We start from the raw sequence: 17,686 nt of genomic DNA, 5'->3' as shown, positions 1-17,686 counted from the left end.
TTCCAGGAAAATTCAGATCATGACACGCAAACCTAAAGTTCTGACATTCGACGTGGTTGGAACGCTGATCGATTTTGAAAATGGGATGAAAAATGCCCTACTGCAAATTTTGGGAAAGGAGGGTGCAACACTGGATTTTGAAGCATTTCTAACGGAATACCGGGCTTTGCGGAACCGTCCAGACAAACTGCTGTTTCCAGAAGATTTGGCACCTATCTATCTGATCTTGGCAGAAAAATTCTCCCTTCCAACGGGGCAGGGAGAAGAGAAGGCGTTTGTTCAAAGTGCTACGTCATGGCCAGCCTTTAACGACAGTGTGGAAGCTCTGAAAAGATTGCAAAAACATTTCCATCTTGTGGCCATGACGAATGCACGGAGATGGGCATTTGATGGTATGGACAAGACGCTCGAATACCCTTTTTTCAAGGGGTTTACGGTAGACGAAAGTGGTTGTGAAAAGCCTGATCCGCAGTATTTCAGCTATGTGCTGGAACAGCTTGCGCCAGATGGCTACACGAAGGAAGATGTGCTGCATGTTGCCCAGAGCCAGTTCCATGACATCGGAATTGCACGGGAGCTAGGTTATACCGTGTGCTGGATTGAGCGGCGGAAGGCTGTTGGAGGCGGTTTCGGGGGGACTGTGGCGGTGCAGGAACTGACGATACCTGATTATCATTATCATACCCTTGCCGAACTGGCTGATGCTGCGGACCGTGGTGAACTGGTCATGGTTGCCTGAGGGCGCCGTTGAATCTGCTGCATGGCAAAAACCATTCAGCAGATTTCTCTGCAATGAAAAGCAATTTGAGTAAAATAATTAGCCAATCCGTGTTTCTATCGAAATGAAAGCAGCCTTCCGACGAGGCTTGCATGATGGCAACGGAGACTTGAATGACTTCTTTCAATCAGATGTTTGGCTCTGTTGTTTTTCATGCCTATTCGCTCACTCGCTTCGCTTTCTGAGGAAAGGAGATGCAGGCAGCCTCTGTCCTTCATCGACGGTCCGTTCTGAAAGGGGCAGGGCTTCTGGTTGCTGGAATGACGTCTCAGTCCGTGAAGGCAGCTCCTGTTTCTGGTGGGCATCTGAAAGTAGCCGGGGCGGTTGGATCGGCTTCAGAAACCCTTGATCCGGCACGTCAATCCATGGCTACGGACTATATCCGAGGTCATTTGTTCTACGATGGCCTGATCTCGCTGGACGACAGGCTTAGTCCTCGCTTTGCACTTGCCGAAGCGCTGGACAGCAACGATTTTCTAACTTGGCAAATCCGTTTGCGCCGGAATGTTCAGTTTCACGATGGAACTGCCCTGACAGCAGATGATGTCGTTTTTTCTTTACGGAGACATCAGGACCCCGGGGTGGGCTCGCAACAATACGCCCTTGCTCGCACCATGCAGTCTGTGCGCGCGGTATCGCCGCTTTTGGTAGAAATTGTTCTCGATGCCCCAAATTCGGATTTTCTAGCCATTCTGGGGATCAGTAATTTTGCTATTTTGAAAGCGGGCACAACAGATTTTAAAGTGCCAAATGGTACAGGTCCTTTTCGGTGCCAGGAATTTACACCAGGTATCAGGACGGTAGCCGTCAGAAATCCGGAATTTTGGGGTGAAAGACCTTATCTGGAGAGTGTTGAGCTGATTGCTATCCCTGATGAGATGGCACGGCATAATGCCCTGATGTCCGGAGATGTGGACCTGATCGCAACTGCCAACCCGCGGCTTGTTCAAATGCTAAAACAGGGTGGTTTCGGCATTGTGGAAAGCCCCGTGGGGACTTACACAGACTTATCTATTCGGTTGGATCAGAGGTATGGACGCTCGCCAGACTTTGTCGAGGGTCTCAAATTTCTTCTTAATCGCGAGCAGATCCGGCAATCCGTCTTTCTGGGCTTTTCTCGGGTTGGGAATGACCAGCCCATTCCACCGGAAAGTCCTTACTTCAATCATCAATTGCCCCAGCGCACTTACGATCCGGACAAAGCGCACTTTCTACTGAATCGAAGTGGGTTTCTGGGCGAAACAATTCCGCTGGTCTGTTCTCCTGCTGCTTTGGCATCCGTCGATATTGCTGTTGTTCTGCAATATGCAGCATCTCAAATTGGGCAGAAAATGGCCGTGCATCGTGTTCCCGCAGATGGCTATTGGACGCAGTACTGGATGAAGGCCCCCTTGGGCTTTGGCAATATCAACCCGAGGCCAGCGCCCAGCCTGACATTTGAGCTTGGTTTTGCCAGTACATCTCCGTGGAATGAATCCCGCTGGCGTAATCCGCATTTCGACAGCCTCCTTCGGGACGCCAAATCGACGCGGGATGATAGCAGAAAACGTCAGCTTTACTGGGACATGCAGGAGCTTGTGTCGTCTGGATCGGGGGTATGTATCCCGAATTTCACGAATAGTCTTGATGCTTATGCCCCGCATGTCTGTGGGCTTCGCCCCAGTCAGGCTGGTCAGTTGATGGGCTATGATTTTGCGCGCTCGGTCTGGCTCAATGAAAATCGGGGGAAAAAGGTTTGAACAGCCAGACCCTGAAGTTGATTGGTCGGCGTTTCTTTGCCGCTGCAATGTCGCTTGTCTTCGTGATCGTGACTGTTTTTGCGATCACAAACGTCCTTCCTGGCGATGCGACGGATGCGGTCTTAGGCCAGGGCGCGACGCCACAGGCGGTTGCGGTGATGCGGCATGATCTAGGTCTCGACCGGCCTGTATTTTTTCGTTTCTGGTTCTGGCTCTGGGGTGTTCTGCACGGCGATTTTGGGCACTCCCTTCTGAATGGTCTATCCGTCGCGGATGCCATTGGGCCACGTCTGCACAACTCGCTACTCCTTGCGGGCGCCTCTGCTGCGGTTTCCGTCCCTGTCTCGCTCTTTTTGGGCATCACGTCTGCCATCTGGAAAGACACGGTCTATGATCGTGTCGTGTCGATCATGACGCTCGGGATGGTGTCCGTCCCCGAGTTCGTGATTGCCACGATGGCGGTGTATGTTTTTGCTGTGCGGTTACACCTTTTGCCTGCACTGGCGGACGTCGGAAGCGTTCATTCGCTCAGGCAGTTTCTTTCTGCCTTTTTTATGCCTGTCGCCAGCCTTGCACTCGTAACTCTCGCGCAGATGGTGCGCATGACGCGCGCTGCGATGGCCGATACGTTGTCCGCGCCCTATATCGAAATGGCCTTTCTCAAAGGCGTCGGGCCGATACGACTGATTCTTGTGCATGCCATTCCCAACGCGATCGGACCGATCGTCAATGCTGTAGCTCTGAGTCTTTCTTCCCTGCTTGGTGGGGTCGTCGTGATTGAAGTTGTGTTCACATACCCTGGAATTTCTGGCCTGATGGTGAATGCTGTCAGTTCACGCGATGTTCCGACGGTACAGGCCTGTGCGCTTGTTTTCTGTGTGACCTATCTCTTTCTCACAACGTTTGCCGACGTTGTTACGATCCTGTCTCTGCCGAGAGGGAGAAAAGCATGATCGCCATGATCGGGAAGTTCCGCAGCAGGCACGACCGGGCGCTTCTGTTAATTGTGTTCTGGCTTTTTCTGGCGCTTCTCGGGCCGCTGTGCTCGTCTCACGATCCGGGCGCGATTGGTAGCCAGCCTGTCTTTTCGGCTCCTTCAGTCACTCATTTCTTGGGAACAGATTATCTTGGACGGGACACACTGGCGCGGTTGCTGAACGGTATCCGGCACACAGTGCTCCTGTGCTTCGCATCGACGCTAGTGTCCTGTTCTGTCGGCACATTCCTGGGGATTGCAGCGGTTACGGCCAGACCGTGGGTGGAGGCCCTGACAGGAAGGCTGGCAGACGGTCTTTTGTCCATTCCCAGTCTGCTCTTCGCGCTGCTGGTCATTGCCGTATTTGGAACCTCGACGACAGCTCTGATTGTGACGATGGGAGTTATTTATACGCCCGGGGCATATCGCACGAGCCGTGCGTTGGCGCAAAGGATCGCACGGCTCGATTTCGTAACCGTTGCGCGAGCCAGAGGCGAAAGCACGCCCTATATCATCCTTCAGGAAATTCTTCCCAACATGACAGGCCCGATGATCACAGACGTGGGGCTGAGATTTATCTACTCGGTGCTGCTGCTCAGTAATCTCAGCTTCCTCGGGATTGGTGTTCAGCCGCCGGAGGTTGATCTGGGTTCCATGGTCCGGGAGAACATGCTGGGCATGGCATATGGTTCGCCTGCGATGATCGTACCGGTCGTCGTGATAGGAATACTCACGGTCGGCATTAACCTTGCGCTGGATTCCAGCGGTGGAAGGCGCTGAACATGGCTGCCACCATTCAGGTCGAAAATCTTGAGATCGTTGGGCGCCGAGGGAACGGCTTGGAACTTCCGATCGTCCGTGATGTCAGTTTTTCGGTTCAGCGTGGAGAAATGCTGGCGCTGATTGGGGAATCCGGGTCTGGAAAAACGACGGTGGCACTTTCACTGCTCGGCCATATCCGAAAAGGATGCCGGATTGCCAGCGGGACGATCCGCGTTGCGGGATATGACGTGACGGCTCTGACCTCGCATGAATGCCGCTCCATCCGAGGGCGAGTGATCAGCTATGTCGCGCAGAATGCCGGAAGCGCCTTCAATCCGGCATTGTCCATCATGCGTCAGGTTATAGAGCCAGCTTTGGTTCATCGCACTTTGCCCAGGCGGGATCTGGAAGCCCGAGCAGTTTCACTGTTCCGGGCGCTAGCGCTTCCTGACCCCGAAACAATGGGTGAAAGGTACCCGGGAGAGCTGTCGGGGGGCCAGTTGCAGCGGTTAATGGCCGCTATGGCTCTGATGACAGACCCAGAAGTCGTCGTTTTCGATGAGCCAACGACAGCTCTGGACGTCACGACCCAGATTGAAGTGCTTTCTGCTTTCAAAGCTGTTTTCGCAGAGCGCGGCATAACGGGCGTGTATGTGACGCATGATCTGTCGGTTGTGGCACAGATTGCCGACCATGCCGTCGTTCTTAAAGATGGAGCCATCCGGGAAGCTGGAACGGTCTCGAAGATCCTGTTTCAGCCCGAGGATCCTTATAGTCAGGCCCTTCTTGCCGCTGCGGAACCCCGTTCACGACAAGCGGGCCTTACCGGACAGCCTGAGCAACGTAGCCTGCTGGACGTGCGTAATCTGGTGGTGGGGTACGGGCAACGCACCGCTGCTGGACTGCCAGAGAACGTGATTGTCAATCATGTCAGCTTCAGTGTTCCGAAAGGACGTATGCTGGGCGTGATCGGGGAATCCGGTTGTGGAAAGAGCACCTTGGCGCGCGCGATTTCCGGCCTCCAGCCTTGGGCAGCCGGTGACCTTCTGCTGAATGGAGAACCGCTGGCTGGGAACGTGAGAGAGCGTACGCCTGATCAGCGGCGCCATCTGCAGCTTGTGGCTCAGAACGCAGATAGCGTGCTGAACCCTTCGAAGCCCATAGGGCAAACCCTTGCGCGGGTCGTTCGTTTTTATGGAGGTTTGCGGGGGTCGGCCGCTACACGACGTGTGAATGAGTTGCTGGATATGGTTCGCCTTTCGCCCTCACTCGCATCCCGTCTGCCTTCGGAGCTTTCTGGCGGTCAGAAGCAGAGGATCAACTTCGCACGGGCGCTGGCAGCCGATCCACAGATCGTACTGTGCGACGAAATCACAGCGGCCCTGGATACGGTTGTGGCGGCTGCCATCCTGGATCTGATGAAGGAATTGCAGCGTGATCTGGGGCTTTCGTTCATCTTCATTACCCATGATCTGCATGCTCTTCAGTCCATCTGTGATCGTGTTGCCGTACTGTATGCGGGGCAGGCCGTGGAGGTTGGTCCAGCCATGGCATTGGGGAAGGGCGTGCATCATCCATACACCCGGCTGTTGCATGATTCCGTTCCTCTCATGGAGCCAGGGTGGCTGGAGAGCACACGAACAAGGCACGCGGATGAGGCCATGCCTGCGACCCTATTAAATTCACTCTCTCTTGATCCGGAACTATGCTGCTTTCTTGCGCGGTGCCCTGATCGTGTGAGCGGCCTCTGCGACAGGGTTCCGCCTCCTGTTAGCTCTGTTCCAGAAGGCCCCAGAGTTCTTTGTCATTTGCCTGCGTCAATCTGTTCGGAGTTTTCGACATGATATTTTCCCTGAATGATCCAGATCTTTTCCGTCAGACCGCTTTTCTCGGAGGAGACTGGAAAGCATCCACGAGCGGTAAGACCCTGACGGTCGATAACCCTTCAACAGGTGAGATCATCGGCAGTATCCCGGCCTGCACGGCTGAAGAAACCCGCGCTGCCATTGAAAGCGCGCGGATTGCGCAGGGCAAATGGCGTCGGAGCTCAGCCGCCGATCGTGCAGGTCTGCTGATGGCATGGTACCAGCTGATGCTGGACCATGCTGATGACCTGGCCAAGATCATGACACTTGAGCAAGGCAAGCCTCTAACAGAAGCCAAAGGAGAGGTTGCTTATGCTGCGTCTTTCCTCAAATGGTTCGCGGCTGAAGCCGAGCACGTACAGGGCAGTGCACTGGTGCCGACAGACGACCGCCGGGTCATCATCCTGAAAGAGCCAGTGGGAGTGACAGCGGCCATTACGCCCTGGAATTTCCCTCTTGCCATGATTACCCGCAAATGTGCCCCGGCTCTTGCCGCAGGGTGCAGCATGGTAATCAAACCCTCAGAGCTCACACCGTATTCTGCTTTGGCTCTAGCCGTTTTGGCAGAACGTGCAGGCCTTCCAAAAGGGCTCCTGTCTGTGGTGACGGGATATGCGCAAGAGATCGGCCCGGAACTGACCGCAAGTCCCGTTGTGCGCAAACTGTCTTTCACGGGCTCTACGAAAGTCGGGTCGTTGCTGATGCGTCAGTCCGCAGACACGATTAAAAAGCTCAGTCTTGAACTGGGCGGAAACGCTCCTCTCATTGTCTTCGATGACGCCGATCTTTCTGTTGCCGTGTCCGGAACAATGCTGAGCAAATTCCGGAACGCCGGGCAGACCTGTGTCTGTGCGAACCGCGTTTACGTTCAATCCGGAATTCATGATGCGTTTCTGGAAAAACTCGCAGCAGAGGTGATGACCCTGAAGACGGGCGACGGATTTGATCCGCAAACGCAGATTGGACCGCTGATTAACGAAGCTGCCGTCGCCAAGGTAAAGGAACATGTAGAAGACGCTTTGGCTAAGGGCGCTCGCATTGTGGGTAAACCACTGGATATTAACGGTCGGTTCGCATCTCCTGTGCTGCTGGCGGATGTGACGTCCGAGATGCGGATTGCACAGGAAGAAACGTTTGGTCCGATCCTTCCCGTGTTCCGCTTCGATAACGAGCAGGATGCCGTGCAGCAGGCCAATGCTACTCCCTTCGGTCTGGCGAGCTATTTCTTCACGAATGACATTGCGAGAGGTTGGCGGGTTGGCGAGGCTCTCGATTTTGGCATGGTAGGACTAAACACTGGCTCTATCTCCCTTGTGTCAGCACCTTTCGGGGGCGTGAAGCAGTCCGGGCTCGGCCGGGAAGGGGGCGCGCTGGGCCTTGAAGAATTCCTGGAAGTGAAGAGCTTTCACATTGGACTGCCGACTGCACAATGACCGTCGTTGAAGAGAGAATGGCCTGACTTATGGCAATCGCGCCCAAGCTTGATCGTATTGATCTTAAAATCCTTGCTCAGCTGCAGAAGAATGGCCGGCTGACCAATGTGGAACTGGCAAACCGCGTTGGTCTGTCTGCCAGTCCATGTCTCATTCGCGTCAAGCGGCTGGAAGCAGCTGGTTACATTGTGGGATATGGGGCGCAGATTGCCCTGCAAAAAATCTCAAGCGTCATGACTGTCTTTACAGAGGTCACACTCTCAGATCACAGGCGGGATGACTTTTTTCGCTTTGAGACTGCAATGCAGAAAGTGGAATCTCTGGTGGAGGCGCATCTTATCAGTGGTGGGTACGATTACCTTCTGAAATTCATGGTCAGAAACATTGATCATTATCAGGAAACAATCGAAGCTCTTCTTGATCAGAATATCGGTATCGAGAAGTACTTTAGTTATATTGTTATAAAATCGCCCATTCTGAAGCCAGCATTTCTGATCGAAAGTCTTACCAGAAACACGGAGCGTTCGTTATGAGCTTGGAAAATGCGAATGTACGTGAACAGACGGCCATTAATCTCCGGGGTATGACCGAGGAAGATCTGGGGGCGGCATCGGGTCTTTCAAAGGTATTGGGATGGCCGCACCGCCTCGAAGACTGGGATTTCATGCTGCGTCTTGGTCGTGGGTTAGTCGCCACGTTGGAAAGTGGAGAAATCATAGGCACCATTATGTGGTGGTCCTTTGGGGAGCGTCACGCCACAGTTGGACTCATTATTGTCAACGGTGCGTGGCAAGGGCACGGGATCGGCACAAACATGTTGACCACTGTGCGCAGGCTTCTGCCTGGCCGCTCAATATCCCTTAATGCGACGCCGGCTGGCCAGCCGCTCTATGAAAAACTGGGTTTTGTTCCGACGGGAATTGTGGAGCAGCATCAGGGTAATGGTGTGTCTTCTCCCATCATCGCTCTGGATGAGGGCCAGCGGCTGCGTCCGATCGTTCAGTATGATCTTCAGGATCTCATAGCGTTCGACAGGGCCGCTACTGGGATGGATCGATCGGCGCTTGTTGAAGAACTGGTGCAGAACGCCAAAGGTGTGGTGATCGATACGGAAGAGGGGATCCGGGGATACTCGTTCTGCCGTCGGTTCGGATGGGGATGGCTGATTGGTCCTGTTGCGGCGGAAACGACAGAGCAGGCAAAGGCGCTCATTTCGCATTGGATTGGTACGTATGGTGGAGAATTTATCAGAATTGATACGCCAACTTCATCTTGTCTCTCAGGCTGGCTGGATGAAATGGGGCTGATCCGCGTGGACGTCGTTAACACAATGTCGACCGAGCCTGTGGTGATCTCTGAAAATGCTCGGCAATATTTTGCTCTGACCAGTCAGGCTCTCGGTTAAGGATTATTGAAATGTCTTTTGTGCTGAAATCTACTGAAGAGCGTGCACGTCTGTGGAAGCCAATGTTCGCTAGCGAACTGCCTGAACTTGCGTTTCATGTCTGGCCTGAGACCGGCGATCCGCAGAAAGTTCGCTATCTGGCCGCGTGGCAGCCACCGGAAAATCTGGCAGAAAACTTTCCTAATCTTGAGGTGCTCTTTTCTGTTGGTGCAGGTGTGGATCAACTGAACCTCGCCTCAATCCCCGAAAATGTCCGGGTCGTCCGTATGATGGAGCCAGGCTTGGCGGAGGGAATGATAGAATACGTCCTCTGGGCTGTTCTTTCTTACCATCGGAATATGTTCCAGTACGCGCGTCAGCAAGCGGCGCATGTCTGGAAAGGTACACCAAACGTATCTTCAAGCCTGTTTCGGGTTGGGGTGATGGGCATGGGAGCGCTTGGCACGCCTGTCCTGAAAAAGCTGTCGCAGTTTGGATACGTCTGTCATGGCTGGAGCAGAAGCCAACATGACATTCCCGAAATCAAAAGCTATGCAGGGCCCGAAGAACTGGATGCTTTTCTGGCGGCCACAGATGTCCTTGTCTGCTTGATGCCCCTGACTGACGCTACAAAAGGGATTTTGAACAAAGAATTATTCGCCAAGCTTCCCAAGGGAGCCTGTCTTATCAACTGTGGGAGGGGCGGTCATCTTGCACAGGATGATCTGCTTTTAGCGTTGGATGAGGGACTACTGAGCCAGGCCGTTCTTGACGTGACCGATCCGGAGCCCCTTCCTGAGGACCATCCGTTCTGGAACCATCCTTTGATTACCCTTACGCCGCACATTGCAAGTTCTTCACATGCTGAAACAGGTGGAGAAATGATTTTGAAAAATATCATACAGTTTGAGAAGGGGGCGGAAATGGTTGGAGAAATTAACAGATCTTCTGGATATTAATTTCTCCCTAGCGTTGGAATGAGGCAGAGGTCACTTCCCTGTCTCCTTCTGCACAATTAAACTATTTCGTTAAAATTAAATGCGGGTGTTGCAGCAAGTAATATTGGTCGTTCCAGTTCTTATTATGGCCTTAGTGACGATAATTATTCGGGTTCATGCTTATAATATATGTTTTTTTTGATTGAGAAAGGCGCGCTTGACACGAGAGTGAATTACGAAATTTTCAGTATTTGATCTAAGCATCGGGAATGGGAGGCGGCTTTTTCCTATGAACCTTTGAGGCTGAAGTCTTTTTTTCCAGATAAACTGGCTCGACCACTGTCGTTTCCAACTTTTGGGATGCCTAAAATTTCCGATCGTTGAACATGCAAATTTATAGAAAAAAATGAGATAACGATATTTGTCGATGGGACTGTCTTAGCTTGGCGTTGCAAAATTTTTGCACCCATTCCCCAGAAAGACACTCAATTGCGGCCTGTCTTTTTCAGTGCCTTTGCGCGGATTTTATTTTCATGCGGTACCTCGCCAATGCAAGAGGGCCAACTCTGCTCCTGTCAGGTCGCTTTAGAAAATAAAGACGAAGAGTTTTATTTCTTATTTCCCACAAACAACGTTTTCACGTTTTTACTTTTTCCCGCTGCGTGAAGTAGAGGGTCCAACTCAAATCAATAGAACCTGAACATAATTTGGTTTTCGTGATCTCCCAGAAGTCGCTCAGTCACTGAATGCTGCACCCATCCGGGTGAAGCGGGCTGTCAGACAGGGAAAACACTCCCATGATTCTCACAATCAATGTGGCTTTATAATCGATAGATGCCTTGGGCAGATTATAGAAAATTTTCCTAGGAAACTTTATAATTAATAAAAACAATAAACTTTATTATCAAAAATACGATTTTATATCCTCTGGCTCTGTCCGCTTGTCAGGCTTGCGGGGTCCAAAAATCCTCATATTCCCCAAATTTTTTCCTCTCAAAAGGTGGTGCGGCTACAAAAAATACGAATTGACTTTATGACTTAATTAAATTTATAATATACAAACTTAATATAATTAAGAAAACAAATGTGAGGTCGGCACCAATGTCTGGGGGTAGGGTTTCGGGCATTTCAGAAGTCACACGCAAGGCATCACCGACGTTGGCTATCGCGGTCGCATTGGCGGCAGTGGCGGCTGTCCTGCTGGTCTTGCAAATGGGGCTTCTGGCGCAACTCGTGGATGATCTTGCCTTCAAAGGTCTGTCGATTAAGGCAGATGCTAGACCGCTCGTTGGTTTTCTTTGTGTCGCACTTATGCGCGGTTTGGTGCAGTGGGCTTCGGATATGGCCGGAGAGGTAGCTGGTCAGAGGGCGGTTACTCTCTTCCGCCAAGAGATGATCCGGCGTGTGTTTCGAGTGGGCCCAGTCGGGCTGCAAGGCATGGAGACCGGGCGCCTTGCAACATCTCTGACTGATGGCGTAGCGGCCTTTCAGCCCTACATTGCGCAGTATATTCCACGCGTCGCGGCAATGGTTGTTCTGCCTCTCCTCATCTTGGCAGTCGTGGCAGGGCTGGATGGGTGGAGTTTTCTGATCCTAGCTGTGACGGGGCCACTGATACCGGTTTTTATGGCTCTGGTTGGTTATAGCGCTCAAAGCCTGATGGATCGGCAGTGGACGCGGCTTCTGCTGCTTGGCGCGTCTTTTCTAGACGCAGTGCAGGGGCTGACAACACTGCGTCTGTTTGGGCGCACGCAGGAAAGCGTGAAAATGGTGCAGTCCATGGCAGAGGCGCACCGGCTGGCGACGATGCGTGTCATGCGCGTTGCGTTTCTGACATCTGCTGTTCTGGAGTTCTTTTCTAGCCTCGCGGTCGCGCTTGTAGCGATAGTTCTCGGCTCCCGTCTGCTCTCAGGGCATGTCGATTTTTACACAGCCTTCTTTGTTCTGCTGCTGGCTCCAGAGTATTTTGCACCACTCCGTAATTTTTCTGCCAGCTATCATGCTCGTCAGAACGCACTGTCTGCCATGGACGGGCTTATGGCATTCGTGCGTCTTCCGGAACTTTGTGTCGACCGGGGCAAGAACCCTCATCAGGCCGCGACAGGGGCACCTGAAAAGCTCATTTTCACTGATGTTTCCGCTGGCTACGCACAGGGTCCAGACGTTCTGTGTGGTATTTCCTTTACTGCTCATCGCGGCACCATTACGGCGGTAACGGGTGCCAGTGGTAGCGGGAAGACCACGCTTTTGCGGGTTCTACTGGGGATGATGCCAGTCCGAGCTGGCGGTATTGTCGTCGTTGATAATACGGGTAGCCATATTGCTGCCCAGAACTGGCGTATTGGTTGGGTCCCGCAGTCTCCATGTCTCCTAAACGGGACAATTCGGGACAATTTGCATCTGGCAAATCCGGATATTGATGATGCCGGGCTGCGGTCTGTCGCAGCCTTGGCGGGAGTCCTCTCCTTTATCGACGCATTACCCGACGGATTAGATACCGTAGTGGGCGATCGTGGCACGGCGCTGTCTGGTGGCGAGATCCGGCGGTTGGCGTTAGCGCGCGCGCTGATAAATACGCCGGATATTCTGGTTTTCGATGAGCCAACCGCTGATCTGGACGCGACGAATGCAATCATGATTGCAGGCGCCATCAAACACCTGGCAGCCGGTCGCATCGTGATCGCGGTTTCTCATCGCCCGGACATTATCAATCAGGCCGACCAGGTTCTTCACCTTCCAAAAGGTGTCATCCAGTCCCATGAAATTCAGCGAGCTGTAGCATGACGGAGCTTCAGTATGCCTTTCGCCTGATCGTAGTTGCGCGGGGGAAGATGATCTTTGGTTTTTTCCTTGCCTGTCTGGCAGCTCTCTCCGGGTTCGGGCTGCTGTTTCTTTCGGGATGGCTGATTGCAGCTGCGGCTGCGGCGGGTCTGGGTGGCATAGTAACGCGCAATCTTTTCAACCTGTTTATGCCTGCGGCGGGTGTACGGTTTTTTGCGACCGCCCGCATCCTGACACGCTACGGGGAGCGACTGGTCACGCATGACGCAGCACTGGAAAGTGTCAGTGTTCTGCGGGCTCGGGTGTTTGAACGCCTGATCCCGCGTTCGACTCTCCTGACAGACCACCGCAGCGGGGATGTTCTAGGAAGACTGGTCTCCGATACCGAGATTGTCGGTCAGTTCCCGATTAATGCGCTTATGCCATTTGGCGTGGCCGCAATCTGCGGGACGGTCAGCGTTGTCATAATATCCGTGTTCTCCCTGCAAGCCGGGCTGATTCTGGCTCTGGCGCTGTTGCTCAGTGGAATGGCTGTGCCAGTTTTTGTTGGCCGGAAGGTTGATGATGACGTGGAGCGCCTGGCAGGGCTGGGCGACGACTTTCGTGCGGATCTCGTGGAAGCTGTGCAGTGTGCTGGCGATATCACTCTGTGTGGCGCAACTACGCGGACGGCAGAGGCGCTGAATGCCACGCAGACTCTCTTCGGCAAGACGCAGTTGCGTTCTCTCGCATGGTCGCATGCATCGCGGCAGGCAGGGGCTTTTATAGCGGCCCTCGCAGTTGCTGGGGTGCTGATGATCGGTGCGCGCGCTTTGCAATCCGGAGCCCTGAGTGCTCCCGAACTGCCGATGCTCATCCTGGGGACCTTGGCGGCAATGGAGTTTGTTTCGGGCGTCGTTCCGGCCCGGCAGGCTCTGGCTCGGGCGCGGGTTTCCATCCGTCGCCTCATGAAACTGTGCGAGGCGCCCCTGCCTGTTGCCAATGCAGAAAACGTTTGAGAAGGAGCCGATTTCACCCGGCTTGTGATGCAGGATGTCCACTTTGGCTATGCCGGTAGCCGGAAGGCGGTACTGGAGGGCTGCTCCCTAAGCATCCACGCCGGAGAGCGTGTTGGGATTGTCGGGCCTTCAGGAGCCGGAAAGAGCTCTCTTATTCGTCTGCTGCTCCGGCTGGAAGAGTATCAGTCGGGTTCCATCCATTGGGGTGGGACTAATCTAAAACAGCTCGATACGCAGGCGCTTTCAACGCAGATCAGCGTTCTGTCGCAGGATTTTCATCTGTTTCAGGGCAGCGTTCGCCGCAATTTATTGCTCGCCCGCCCAGACGCAACTGACGAGGAGATGTGGGCGGCATTGTCCAGCGCCTGCCTCGTCGATGAAGTCCGGCTTATGGAAAACGGACTGGATACCCTCGTCGGGGAGCACGGTATGCGGCTGTCTGGTGGGCAGGCGCGGCGTCTGGCCGTTGCACAGGTTATCCTGCGTCGTCCGCGCTGGGTTATTCTGGATGAACCGACCGAAGGACTGCCCCCTGAAAAAGGCAGAGACCTGATCGCGTCCCTACTGGCAGCGCTGCCCTTGGCAACAGTGCTCTGTATTACCCATGGCCCTGAGCTGCTGGAGTTCATGGAGCGTGTTCTGCGACTGGAAGACGGCCGACTTCATGAACGGGAGGGACTGCCGTGATCCGACGATGATGCACGCCGGATACCGGCCTTTCGTTCCTTTTTCTGTCCTGTTCACAGGAGGATCCCATCGTGGATTTCATTAACCCGCAGGTCGTCGATCTTTCGCGTCTCCAGTTCGCGCTGACGGCCCTCTACCACTTCATGTTTGTGCCTTTGACGCTTGGGCTGACATTCATGCTGGCCGCAATGGAGACGGTGTATGTTGTCACCGGCCGAAAGATTTATCGGGACATGGCCCAGTTCTGGGGCAAGCTGTTTGGTATTAACTTTGCCATAGGTGTTGCAACCGGCCTGACCATGGAATTCGAGTTCGGGACCAACTGGTCCATGTACTCGCATTTCTTTGGGGACATGTTCGGTACGCCGCTCGCCATCGAAGGTTTGATGGCCTTTTTCATGGAATCCACTTTTGTGGGTCTTATGTTCTTTGGCTGGGATCGCCTCAGTAAACCTGGACATCTGGCCATCACTTATCTTGTGGCGCTTGGGTCCAACCTTTCCGCGCTCTGGATCCTGATTGCCAATGCCGGAATGAACGTGCCCGAAGGCGCGCATTTCGATGCAGATACGATGCGCATGCAGTTTGACAGCTTTGTGCATGTTGTCTTCAGTCAGGATGCGCAGGCCAAGTTTGTGCATACTTCAGTGGCTGGTTATGTGGCCGCGTCCATGTTCGTCATGGGAATCAGCGCATTCTACCTGCTTCGTGGACAACATCGTGAACTGGCCGCCCGGTCTTTCCGTATGGCTGCCCTGTTTGGCATCATTTCATCGGTCGCCGTTATTACGCTGGGCGATGTGCTGGGCCGGATGGACTACGAAAAGCAGCCAACGAAAATCGCCGCCATCGAAGGTCTGTGGCACACGACGAAGCCACCTTACGAACCGTGGATCCTTGCGGCTCTTCCAGATGATGAAAAGCAGGTCAACCACTTCGAAATCAATATTCCCTACGTTTTAACGCCATTGATCACGCACAGCTTCAATCAGCCCGTTACGGGCATGTATGAACTGGAAGAGCAGGCAGGCCCGCGCATTCGCTCCGGGATTATCGCTTTGACAGCACTCCGCCATTATGGCGAGACGCATGACAAGGCCGATCTGGACCTCTTCAATGCCCATCAGGCCGATATGGGTTTCGGCTTCCTCGCGACGCGGCATGCTCCTAATCAGGATGTGACGAATATCCCTGCGGATCAGCTTGATACGGTCGTAAAGCAGACGCAGCCTGACATTCTGCCGAACGTGTTTGTGACGTTCTGGTCTTTCCGGTTCATGGTCTTCCTCGGCGGCTATTTCTTTGCGATTTTTGCCGTGGCAGCGCTCCTGAGCCTGAAAAACCGACTTGAAGCCAATCCATGGCTGCTGAAAGCGACCATGTGGTCCATTCCGCTGCCGATCCTGGCAACGGAATTTGGCTGGATCACTGCCGAAGCCGGTCGTCAGCCCTGGACCGTCTTCAATAAGCTGCCGACTTTTCTGTCTGCTTCAGGGCATAGCACGGGATACATGGTGTTTTCTCTGGCTGGTTTTGCGATGCTTTACAGTGTCTTTATCGCTGCTGAACTCTACCTGATGTTCCGTTTTGCCCGTCTCGGTCCGGAAGAGCATGGAGCCCATCACGACAAAACAGAAGCTCTGCTGTCTCACTTCCACGGGAGCCATGCCTGAAATGAACGTCCTTTTTCTTTCTTTGAAAAACCGGAGGGTCTGACATGGAGACCTATGCACTTCTCAAACTGATCTGGACGGGAATTCTCGGTGTCCTGTTCATCGGGCTTGGCACCATGGTCGGGATGGATATGGGCGTTGGTACCCTGCTGCGGTTCGTGGGGCGTAATGACGGGGAGCGTCGGACGGCGCTCAACATCATCGGCCCGCACTGGGACGGCAATCAGGTGTGGTTCATTCTGGGGGGTGGGGCAATTTTTGCGGCATTTCCCACACTGTATGGCACGTCGTTTTCTGTCTTCTATGTTGTCATGATCCTGCTGCTGTTCAGCATGATTCTGCGCCCTGTGGCATTTGAATATCGTTCAAAAGCCGACAGCAAACACTGGCGTGCAAGCTGGGACGTGACTTTCCTGATTTCCGGTTTTGTACCCATGTTCGTTTATGGCGCGGCATTCGGAAATATTCTGGAAGGAGTGGGCTATCACTTTACCTGGACGGGTCAATATGTTCAGGATGAGTCTTTCCTGAGCTATCTGATCAATCCGTTTGCCATTCTGTGCGGCTTGATGTCCGTTGCCCTGAGTGTGCAGCAGGGCGGTGCGATGCTGATGCTGCGCTCGGAAAACCCGATTTATGGCCGGGCACGGGCTTATGGTTCGGTGGGTGGGTTTGTAGCTGCTGCCGTGTTTGTCATTGGCGGTTTCTGGATCGCTCACATGCCCGGTTTTGTTCTGACATCCCTGTCTGATCCGGCAATGCCTGCCAACCCGCTCCATGGTCAAACCGCGGCAATTCGCCCCGGTGCATGGCTTGGCAATTACCATGCTCATCCGGTTCTATGGCTGCTGCCGGTTTTTGGTACGGTCTGTATGGTCGGTGAAGCGCTTCTTTTACGCGCCAATCGTCCCGCCTTGGGCTGGTGGCTGGGCGTAGGGGCCTGGGCTGGAACGATCACGACGGTTGGGGCCGCGATGTTCCCCTTCCTGATGCCATCCACGACCGCACCCGATCAAAGCATCACGGTCTGGAACGGTACCGGAAGCCTTTATGGCCTGAGCTGCATGCTTGTTGTGGCGGTCATCTTTGTCCCGATCATCCTGAGCTACACCTCGTGGTGTTACCATGTGATGCGTGGCCGTGTGCGGGTTCAGGACGTCATGAATGACTCTCATAGCTACTGAGGAATTACGCTTCATGAAAATCTTCAGATTGGCCGGCCTTGCCCTGGCCCTTGTCGTAGCATTGCTGTTCGCCGTTTTTGTTGGCGATCAGGGACCTTGGTATTTCGCATGGGTCATTGGAACAGTCATGATCGTTCTGATTTCCGGGGCTGGCGCCGTGCTTCTTGATGCTCAGGAAGAAGGCGTTGCAAACACGGAGAAGCTGTCATGATGGGTGATCTGGAAGGCGCTATCTTCTTCATTCCGTTCTTTTATATGGCTATTTATCTAGTGGCTTACGTCTGTATGAAAAGGCGTTTGCCATAGGCCGACGGTTCATAACCGGACCATGATAGTTGCTATGCGGCAGATGGCTGAGAAATAGAGTGCCGGGCGTCTGTGGTGACGGAGTATATGGTATGCAGCCAACTGCTGACCTGAGAGAGGGTTTCCAGGCAGAGAGATGCTAAGGCCGTGAAAACTAGGCGATAAGCTTTTCCATTCTGGTA

The 17,686-nt window shown here is 53.6% G+C and carries 15 protein-coding genes; all 15 read left to right on the top strand.

Annotation, left to right across the window (positions count from 1 at the left end; genetic code table 11):
- Nucleotides 1-19 precede the first annotated feature (19 nt).
- The 15 genes from M2305_RS00645 (at nt 20) to M2305_RS00575 (ending at nt 17,409) form a co-directional block, all read left to right on the top strand.
- Nucleotides 20-739 carry an HAD-IA family hydrolase gene (locus M2305_RS00645; RefSeq protein ID WP_264648264.1) on the top strand — a complete coding sequence of 240 codons (720 nt, stop codon included), beginning with the start codon at nt 20-22 and terminating at the stop codon, nt 737-739.
- 233 nt (nt 740-972) lie between these two features.
- Entirely contained in the window at nt 973-2,517 is a 1,545-nt protein-coding gene (locus tag M2305_RS00640) for an ABC transporter substrate-binding protein (protein WP_264648263.1), read from the top strand.
- A complete protein-coding gene (locus tag M2305_RS00635; RefSeq protein WP_264648262.1) occupies nt 2,514-3,470 on the top strand; it encodes an ABC transporter permease in 957 nt (318 codons plus the stop codon). The genes M2305_RS00640 and M2305_RS00635 overlap by 4 nt, the downstream gene beginning before the upstream one ends.
- Nucleotides 3,467-4,273, top strand: a complete 807-nt coding sequence (locus M2305_RS00630; RefSeq protein ID WP_264648261.1) for an ABC transporter permease — start codon at nt 3,467-3,469, stop codon at nt 4,271-4,273. Before M2305_RS00635 ends, M2305_RS00630 begins: the two co-directional genes overlap by 4 nt.
- A 2-nt stretch (nt 4,274-4,275) precedes the next feature.
- The gene (locus M2305_RS00625; RefSeq protein WP_264648260.1) at nt 4,276-6,099 is read left to right on the top strand and encodes an ABC transporter ATP-binding protein; all 1,824 of its coding nucleotides are present in this window, start codon (nt 4,276-4,278) and stop codon (nt 6,097-6,099) included.
- On the top strand, nt 6,096-7,553 hold the full coding sequence (locus tag M2305_RS00620; protein WP_264648259.1) for an NAD-dependent succinate-semialdehyde dehydrogenase: 1,458 nt from the start codon (nt 6,096-6,098) through the stop codon (nt 7,551-7,553). The genes M2305_RS00625 and M2305_RS00620 overlap by 4 nt, the downstream gene beginning before the upstream one ends.
- Nucleotides 7,554-7,582: 29 nt before the next feature.
- Nucleotides 7,583-8,086 (top strand): Lrp/AsnC family transcriptional regulator, encoded by a 504-nt coding sequence (locus M2305_RS00615; protein ID WP_046901991.1) that lies wholly within the window; start codon nt 7,583-7,585, stop codon nt 8,084-8,086.
- On the top strand, nt 8,083-8,958 hold the full coding sequence (locus M2305_RS00610) for a GNAT family N-acetyltransferase (RefSeq protein ID WP_264648258.1): 876 nt from the start codon (nt 8,083-8,085) through the stop codon (nt 8,956-8,958). Before M2305_RS00615 ends, M2305_RS00610 begins: the two co-directional genes overlap by 4 nt.
- A gap of 11 nt (nt 8,959-8,969) precedes the next feature.
- Nucleotides 8,970-9,896: a 2-hydroxyacid dehydrogenase gene (locus M2305_RS00605; protein ID WP_264648257.1), complete on the top strand. Its 927-nt coding sequence runs from the start codon at nt 8,970-8,972 to the stop codon at nt 9,894-9,896.
- A gap of 1,080 nt (nt 9,897-10,976) precedes the next feature.
- A complete protein-coding gene (gene cydD / locus M2305_RS00600; protein ID WP_264648256.1) occupies nt 10,977-12,659 on the top strand; it encodes a thiol reductant ABC exporter subunit CydD in 1,683 nt (560 codons plus the stop codon).
- Entirely contained in the window at nt 12,656-13,654 is a 999-nt protein-coding gene (locus M2305_RS00595; protein WP_264648255.1) for an ABC transporter domain-containing protein, read from the top strand. Before cydD ends, M2305_RS00595 begins: the two co-directional genes overlap by 4 nt.
- Before the next feature lie 27 nt (nt 13,655-13,681).
- Nucleotides 13,682-14,341, top strand: a complete 660-nt coding sequence (locus M2305_RS00590; protein WP_264648254.1) for an ATP-binding cassette domain-containing protein — start codon at nt 13,682-13,684, stop codon at nt 14,339-14,341.
- A gap of 71 nt (nt 14,342-14,412) precedes the next feature.
- Entirely contained in the window at nt 14,413-16,014 is a 1,602-nt protein-coding gene (locus tag M2305_RS00585; RefSeq protein WP_264648253.1) for a cytochrome ubiquinol oxidase subunit I, read from the top strand.
- 44 nt (nt 16,015-16,058) lie between these two features.
- Nucleotides 16,059-17,198 (top strand): cytochrome d ubiquinol oxidase subunit II, encoded by a 1,140-nt coding sequence (cydB, locus tag M2305_RS00580; RefSeq protein WP_264648252.1) that lies wholly within the window; start codon nt 16,059-16,061, stop codon nt 17,196-17,198.
- Between the two features lie 13 nt (nt 17,199-17,211).
- A complete protein-coding gene (locus tag M2305_RS00575; protein WP_264648251.1) occupies nt 17,212-17,409 on the top strand; it encodes a hypothetical protein in 198 nt (65 codons plus the stop codon).
- Nucleotides 17,410-17,686 lie beyond the last annotated feature (277 nt).

The sequence above is a fragment of the Gluconobacter cerinus genome, assembly GCF_025961355.1.
GTDB classification, from domain to species: Bacteria; Pseudomonadota; Alphaproteobacteria; order Acetobacterales; family Acetobacteraceae; genus Gluconobacter; species Gluconobacter cerinus.
This window is presented reverse-complemented; position numbering and strand designations above follow the sequence as displayed.